The 538-nt window shown below is 54.1% G+C and carries 1 protein-coding gene; it reads right to left on the reverse strand.

Features of this window, described 5'->3' with window-relative positions:
- Positions 1 to 396 (reverse strand): AAA family ATPase (locus CSC70_RS14335; RefSeq protein WP_211369518.1); only part of this gene is annotated, 396 nt, incomplete at its 3' end.
- Positions 397 to 538 lie beyond the last annotated feature (142 nt).

A 538-nucleotide genomic window follows, 5' to 3' on the forward strand; every position in this document is an offset into this window, starting at 1 on the left:
AATGAGGGCAGCTGTTACGGCGTCATCAAAGAGGTTAACATCGTCGGCGCACAGAGCCTGGGCTTCGGTGAGGAGGCCGACATGATCACGGCGCCGTCCGCTGGCTAATGCAGCCTCGAGATCCATGCTGCCGATCAATCGGTCCACGGTAGTGCCTGCCGTGACGTCACGGACGACGATCCCTGGAACGAGGTCAACGAAGGACCTCGCACAGGTTGATTTGGCCGTGCCGAGAGGGCCTGTGATGAGGACCCCACCGATCATTGGATCGATGGCTAGCAGCGTGAGGGCCAATCTGGGTTCAGACTGGCCCACGATCGCTACAAAGGGAAAATGACGAGGCATCAAGCGGAAGCCGCCTGCTTGATGGTCATTCAGTAACGATTCTTTAAGCATTTTTCGGTACGCTTTTCGGCATCGCTCGTTGAGTTTTTAGCTGGTTTCCAGAATCCCATTTGTTTTACTTGGGGGGTGCTGTCGTTATGGTGTCAATATTAGATCTTGGTCATCTGATGCGTGGTTAAGAAGAATGTGTAGC

Source organism: Pseudoxanthomonas kalamensis DSM 18571 (assembly GCF_010211745.1).
Lineage (GTDB): Bacteria > Pseudomonadota > Gammaproteobacteria > Xanthomonadales > Xanthomonadaceae > Pseudoxanthomonas_A > Pseudoxanthomonas_A kalamensis.